The organism is Pseudomonas sp. GCM10022186 (assembly GCF_042656385.1).
In the GTDB taxonomy this organism is placed as follows: Bacteria; Pseudomonadota; Gammaproteobacteria; order Pseudomonadales; family Pseudomonadaceae; genus Metapseudomonas.
In genome coordinates, this window is record NZ_JBHSOU010000036.1 from 1 (window position 1) to 608 (window position 608).

General features: G+C 66.3%; 1 protein-coding gene. It reads left to right on the plus strand.

From position 1 onward, the window contains the following. On the plus strand, positions 1 to 608 hold a 608-nt coding region (locus ACFPU0_RS14645), incomplete at both ends, for an IS256 family transposase (RefSeq protein ID WP_377693821.1).

Consider the following 608-nt stretch of genomic DNA (forward strand, 5'->3'; position numbering starts at 1 on the left):
CCACCCTTCCTGGAGCCGCGTCGCACCGCCGAGAAGGCGCTCGCAGCGGTGATCCAGGAAGCCTACGTGCAAGGCGTCTCGACCCGCTCAGTGGATGAGCTGGTGCAGGCCATGGGCATGAGCGGCATTTCCAAGAGCCAGGTATCACGCCTGGCCGGCGAGATCGATGAGCGCGTGCATGCCTTCCTCGACCGGCCCATCGAGGGCGACTGGCCCTACCTGTGGATCGATGCCACTTACGTCAAGGTACGGGAGGCCGGGCGGATCGTCTCGGTCGCGGTGATAATCGCCGTGGCGGTGAATACCGATGGTGTGCGCGAAGTCCTCGGCATGCGCGTCGGCCCCTCGGAAGCCGAGCCGTTCTGGACGGACTTCCTGCGTAGTCTGATGCGCCGTGGCTTGCGCGGAGTGAAGCTGGTGATCTCCGATGCCCATGAGGGCCTCAAGGCCGCTGTGGCCAAGGTGCTGAAGGCGACCTGGCAGCGCTGTCGGGTGCACTTCATGCGCAACGCCCTCGCCCATGTCGGCAAGGGCCAGCGCACCATGGTGGCCGCCTTGCTGCGCACGGTGTTTGCCCAGGACAACGAAGCCGAGGCGCGCCGCCAATG